Here is a 748-nt window from a genome sequence, read left to right as displayed (position 1 = left end):
AAAATGCGCCTCGGCCTCTTCGTCGTCTCCCACCTCGCCCAACGCCACAACATCAAAGTCCGCCTCCGCGCCTCCCCCTACGGCGGCGTCCAAGCAATCGTCCTCCTCCCCACCACACTCATCACCGACGAAGCCCCGGCCCTGGAGGCCGCCCCCGCGGCAAAGAACCCGGTTCTTCCGTCGCGTTCCATCACCCGCGGCTCCACCACACGACCGCTGCGGGTCGCAGCGCGCGTGCCCGCCGGTGCGCGAAACACCGAGGACCAGGCGACCGAGGGTGTTTCCGACGAGGACAAAGACGCCCTCTCCACCGGGCCGACCGCGGGGTCCACGAGCCCCCTGGGCCTGCTGCCCCGCCGCGATCCGGGAGCCAACGCCTTCCCCGGCCACCAGCCCGAGATCACAATGGTGAAACCGGCCCCCGCGGCCGAACCGGAGCAGGACCTTGAACCGGAGCAGGAACCGGTGGGCTACGACATCCGGCCGGAGCTTCCTCGGCGTACTCCCCAGGCCAACCTGGCCCCACAGCTGCTCGACGACAATGCCCCCAGCACCCCCGAGCCACCGGCAGACGAGGACGCGGAGCGCTCCACCAGACTGCGTCGCACGATGTCGGCGTTCCAGCAGGGCACCCGACGCGGTCGCCTCGCCGGACAACAACAACGCACCAACGACACCGAGCACCACACCGACAAGGACTCCAACACACCGTGACGAACAACGCCCCCCGGGACCTGGACTGGCTCCT

The 748-nt window shown here is 69.5% G+C and carries 1 pseudogene; it reads left to right on the top strand.

Features of this window, described 5'->3' with window-relative positions:
* A pseudogene (locus QSJ59_RS24265) lies at positions 1-714 on the top strand (sensor histidine kinase); the annotation flags it as partial.
* Positions 715-748 lie beyond the last annotated feature (34 nt).

The sequence above is a fragment of the Nocardiopsis ansamitocini genome (assembly GCF_030268225.1).
GTDB lineage: Bacteria > Actinomycetota > Actinomycetes > Streptosporangiales > Streptosporangiaceae > Nocardiopsis_D > Nocardiopsis_D ansamitocini.
Note: the sequence above shows the minus strand (reverse complement) of the source record. Positions and strands in the feature narration are given on the sequence as shown.